General features: G+C 66.7%; 5 protein-coding genes and 1 pseudogene. All 6 read right to left on the reverse strand.

Going from position 1 to position 4,340, the window contains the following annotated elements; translation table 11 throughout:
* The coding region (locus ACKOED_RS02410) for a F0F1 ATP synthase subunit B' (RefSeq protein ID WP_408914983.1) at positions 1 to 428 on the reverse strand (428 nt) is incomplete at its 3' end.
* Between the two features lie 75 nt (positions 429 to 503).
* The gene (locus ACKOED_RS02415; RefSeq protein WP_408914984.1) at positions 504 to 728 is read right to left on the reverse strand and encodes a F0F1 ATP synthase subunit C; all 225 of its coding nucleotides are present in this window, start codon (positions 726 to 728) and stop codon (positions 504 to 506) included.
* A 46-nt stretch (positions 729 to 774) separates the two neighbouring features.
* Positions 775 to 1,527, reverse strand: a complete 753-nt coding sequence (locus ACKOED_RS02420) for a F0F1 ATP synthase subunit A (protein WP_408914985.1) — start codon at positions 1,525 to 1,527, stop codon at positions 775 to 777.
* Between the two features lie 2 nt (positions 1,528 to 1,529).
* Positions 1,530 to 1,937, reverse strand: a complete 408-nt coding sequence (locus tag ACKOED_RS02425; RefSeq protein WP_408914986.1) for an AtpZ/AtpI family protein — start codon at positions 1,935 to 1,937, stop codon at positions 1,530 to 1,532.
* A gap of 244 nt (positions 1,938 to 2,181) precedes the next feature.
* The gene (locus ACKOED_RS02430) at positions 2,182 to 2,793 is read right to left on the reverse strand and encodes an HAD family hydrolase (RefSeq protein WP_408914987.1); all 612 of its coding nucleotides are present in this window, start codon (positions 2,791 to 2,793) and stop codon (positions 2,182 to 2,184) included.
* Positions 2,790 to 4,340, reverse strand: a pseudogene (locus tag ACKOED_RS02435) (chromosome segregation protein SMC); the annotation flags it as partial. The pseudogene ACKOED_RS02435 and the gene ACKOED_RS02430, both read right to left, overlap by 4 nt.

Genomic DNA, 4,340 nt, shown 5'->3' on the forward strand with positions numbered 1-4,340 from the left:
GCCAGCGTCTTGTCGAGCGCGGCGCGCTCGGCTTCCACCTCGCCGCCGATGCGGGCGCGGGTTTCGGCGGCGATCGTCTGCGCGCCGGCCCGGGCGTCGGCCAGTGATTTTTCATAGGCGGCAATCGCCGCCTCGGTTTCGTTCTTCAGCGCCGAGGCCTTCGAGAGATCGGCTTCGAGGGCCTTGTGCCGGCGCTCCAGCACCGCCGCCATGCGCGGCAGCGCCACCCGGCTCATCAGCAGATAAAGCAGGCCGAAGAACACCACGAGCCAGAAGATCTGCGACGGATAGGTGGTGGTATCCATCGGCGGGAAGGCGCCGGTGTGGCCGCCATCATGGCCGGTACTCTCCGTCGTCTGGCCGGTTTCGCCCGTGGTGGCGGGCGTCTCGGTGGTGGCTTCGGCGACGGCGAATGTCGATTGCGACATGTCTTGAGCCTCAACTCGCGAAGCCGCGGCGGGCTATGCGCCCGCCAGGCTCCGCTGCGATTGCCGGGATGACGATCAGGTGAACAGCAGCAGCAGCGCCACGACCAGCGAGAAGATGCCGAGGCCTTCCGCCAGCGCCGCGCCGATCAGCGCGTTGGTGAACTGGGCGCTAGCCGCCGCCGGATTGCGCAGCGCGCCGGCGAGATAGTTGCCGAAGATGTGGCCCACGCCGATGCCGGCGCCGCCCATGCCGATACAGGCGATACCGGCGCCGATCATCTTTGCTGCTTCTGGTTCCATGTCAGTCTCCTCGCGTTTTGGGACGTGTTGGGTTGAAGGTTGGGTGTCAGTGATGGGTGTGCAGCGCGTCGTTCAAATAGACGCAGGTGAGAATGGCGAAGACGAAGGCCTGGAGGAACGCCACCAGGAATTCGAGCGCGGTGAGCGCCACGGCCATGCCCAGCGGCGCCACCGACCCGATGATGCCGCCGATGCCGAGCGCGCCGAGGCTCACCACGAAGCCCGAGAACACCTTGAGCACGATGTGGCCCGCCAGCATGTTGCCGAACAGGCGGAGCCCCAGGCTCACCGGCCGCGACAGGAAGGAAATGATCTCAATCAGCGAGATGAAGGGCAGGATCACCATCGGCACGCCGCTCGGCACGAACAGCTTGAACCAGCCGAGCCCATGCTTGGCGATGCCGACCACGACGACGAGGCCAACCACGAAGACGGCCAGCGATGCGGTGACCACCACATGGCTGGTGACCGTGAAGAAATAGGGGAACATGCCCAGCATGTTGGCGACGAGCACGAAGGAGAACAGCGAGAACACCAGGGGGAAGAATGGTTTTCCCTCAGGCCCCAGCACGTTCTTCACCATGTTGTGGACGAATTCGTACCACACCTCGCCCAGCGTCTGCAGGCGGCCCGGCACCAGGGCGCCGCGGCCCGCCGCGGCCAGCAGGATGCCCGTCACCGTCGCCACCGCGATCCCCATGAACAGGGCCGAGTTGGTGAAGGAGATTTCAAGCCCGCCGACGTGGAAAGGCCCGGCGAGGTCCTTGATCTGAAACTGGTGGATCGGATCGTTGGCCACGATCAGTCCTCTTCTTCATCGTCTGGAGCCGCTTTGGGCGGCGGGTTTGCGTCGAGCCGTTCCTTGGCCGGTGGCGCCCTGTTGGCCGACCGGGCCATGTTCAGGATGCCGGCCCCAAAACCAAGGAGCAGGAAGAAAATCATGCCGAAAGGCGCCGTGCCGAACAACCAGTCGATCCCGTAGCCGATAAGGCCACCAACCAGCGTTCCCGCCACGAACTCGCTCGCAAGCCGGTAGCCCTTGGCATAGCCAGCGGCCCCCTCCATGCTTGCGGACGGTCTTGCTTGTTCCGCATGCTCAGACCGCTCGGCCGCAATGCGGCCGGACAGATCCTTGAGACGTGCGGAAAGCTCGCCCAGCTCAGGGCGGGAAGCCTTGTCCGGCAGCCGGTCGTCGCGCGGTTTAGTCATAAGACAGACCTTCAGGCAAACGGCGTACGGACTCTGAAGAGTTCCCCTCCCAAAGCGCGCGCAACATAGTTGCGGGTCATAGCCCTGTCAAGCGATGGATTTCCGTCATAAAATATTGAAATATCGATGTTTTTATTGTTCCAGCCGATATGCGGCGATTCGCGCGCCGGGCCGCGGCCACGCCGATAAACGGGTCATGCCATGGCCTGACCATGGCATCCTCTTTCTGGCCGCCGCGCCACAGCTACGGCAGAATACCCGCGGCCGTCAGATGGCCGCGCAAGGCCTCCGGCGAGGTGAAGTGATGGGCACGCATGCCCACCGCCTCCGCCCCGGCCACATTCCTGGGGCTGTCGTCGATGAACAGGCAGGAACCGGCCGCAAGCCCGTTGCGCTCCAGCAGCAACCGGTAGATGGCGGGATCGGGCTTCACCAGCCGCTCGTCGCCCGAAACCACGATATCGCGAAACCGCTCCAGGAAGGAAAACCGCCCGCGGGTTTCACGGAACTTGTCCTGGTGCCAGTTGGTGATGGCGTAGAGCGGGGTTCCCTGCGCCTCCAGCTCATCGAGAATCGCCACCGTCCCGGTGATCGGGCCGAGGATGGTTTCCGCCCAGCGCCGGTCATAGGCCGCGATTGCATCCGCGTGTTGCGGGTAGCGCTGGGTGGCCTCGGCGATGGCATCACGGAAGCTTCGCCCGCGGTCCTGCTCGAGGTTCCACTCCGGCGTGCAGACATGGCCGAGGAACCACGCGACCTCGTCCTCGCTGGCGAAGATCTTGCGGTAGAGAACGCGCGGATCCCAGCCGATCAGCACATTGCCGATATCGAAGACGACATTCATGCCGCCGGTCACGCCGACTTGGCGAGCGCCATGCTTTCCGCCTGCTGCAGATCGACCGAGACGAGCTGCGACACGCCGCGCTCCAGCATGGTGACGCCGAACAGACGGTGCATGCGCGCCATGGTCAGCGCGTGGTGGGTGATGATCATGAAGCGGGTCTCGGTGCGCTCCAGCATCGCGTCGAGCAGGTTGCAGAAGCGCTCGACATTATGCTCGTCGAGCGGCGCGTCGACTTCGTCGAGCACGCAGATCGGCGAGGGGTTGGTGAGGAACACCGCAAAGATCAGCGACATGGCGGTAAGCGTCTGCTCGCCACCCGACAGCAGCGACAGCGTGGTCGGCTTCTTGCCCGGCGGGTTGGCGATGATTTCGAGGCCGGCTTCCAGCGGGTCTTCCGACTCGATCAGATGCAGTTCCGCCTTGCCGCCGCCGAACAGGGTGGTGAACAGCTCGCCGAATTTCTGGTTGACGGTGCCGAAGGCGTCGAGCAGGCGCTGGCGGCCCTCGCGGTTGAGGCTGGCAATGCCGCCGCGCAGCTTGTTGATGGCCTGGATCAGGTCATCGCGCTCCTTCACCAGCCCGTCGAGCTGGCGGGCCACCTCGGTGGCCTCTTGCTCGGCGCGCAGATTGACGCCGCCAAGACGCTCGCGGTCGTCACGCAGGCCGTTGAGCTTCCGCTCGATCTCGGCGGTATCCATGATCTCGCCATCCGCCAGTCCGGCGGCGGCCATCGCCTCTTCCGGCTTGCAGTGCAAGACGTCAGCGATTCGCTGTTCGGAGGCCTCGAGCCGCGCGCTGCTGGCCTCCAGCCGGGCGCCGAGCCTGGCGTGCTCCTCGCGCGCCGCGGAGAGCAGTTCCTGGACGGCGCGCAAGTCCTGGTCAGCCTGGCGCACCTCGTTTTCGGCGGCCTGCAAGGCATCCGCCGCCGCCTTCCGCGCCGTCTCGGCCTCGGCCAGCATGTTCATCAGCTTGAGCCGCCGGTCGGCGAATTGCTGCGGCAGTGCCGAAAGCCCGGCGAGCTCGGAGCGGGCATCCCCGGCGCGCGCCGTGAGCTGGGCGATCTGCTCATTGGCGCGGGCGGCGCGGGCCGTCCACTGGCTGGTCTCATTGGCGATGGCGGCGATGCGGCCGGTGCGCGCCCTGGCCTCGCGCTCCAGCCCGTCATGGGTGGCGCGTGCCTCCGCATAGGCGGCGCGGTCGCGGTTCACGGATTCGCGCAGGGCGTTGAGGTCCGTCTGCAAGCCTTCGAGTGCTGGCAGGCCGGCGGACTCGGCCACCGCCTCGGCGTGGCGGCCGCGGGCTTCCTCAAGCGCCGCGGCGATGCGGCGCTGCGCTTCGTCAAGCGCGCTGGTCTGGGCGAGGCGCTCGGCGGTCTGGCGTTCATGGGTGGCCAGCGCCCGGCGCGCCACCTCGGCGGCAGAGAGCGCGGCCCGATGGTTCTCCCGCCGCTCGCGCTCGAGCCGCACCGCGGCGTCGACGGCGGCGCGCGCCGGGGATGCCCGCTCCGAGCTCGCCGGGCTTTCGGCACTGCCGCAGCAAGTCGCCGACCGGCGGCTCAA

Source organism: Aestuariivirga sp. (assembly GCF_046093005.1).
Taxonomy (GTDB): domain Bacteria; phylum Pseudomonadota; class Alphaproteobacteria; order Rhizobiales; family Aestuariivirgaceae; genus Aestuariivirga.

Excerpts from the sequence above, each read along its gene's own strand:
- ACKOED_RS02415 (WP_408914984.1), bottom strand. The coding sequence starts at position 728 with ATGGAACCAGAAGCAGCAAAGATGATCGGCGCCGGTATCGCCTGTATC.
- ACKOED_RS02425 (WP_408914986.1), bottom strand. The coding sequence starts at position 1,937 with ATGACTAAACCGCGCGACGACCGGCTGCCGGACAAGGCTTCCCGCCCT.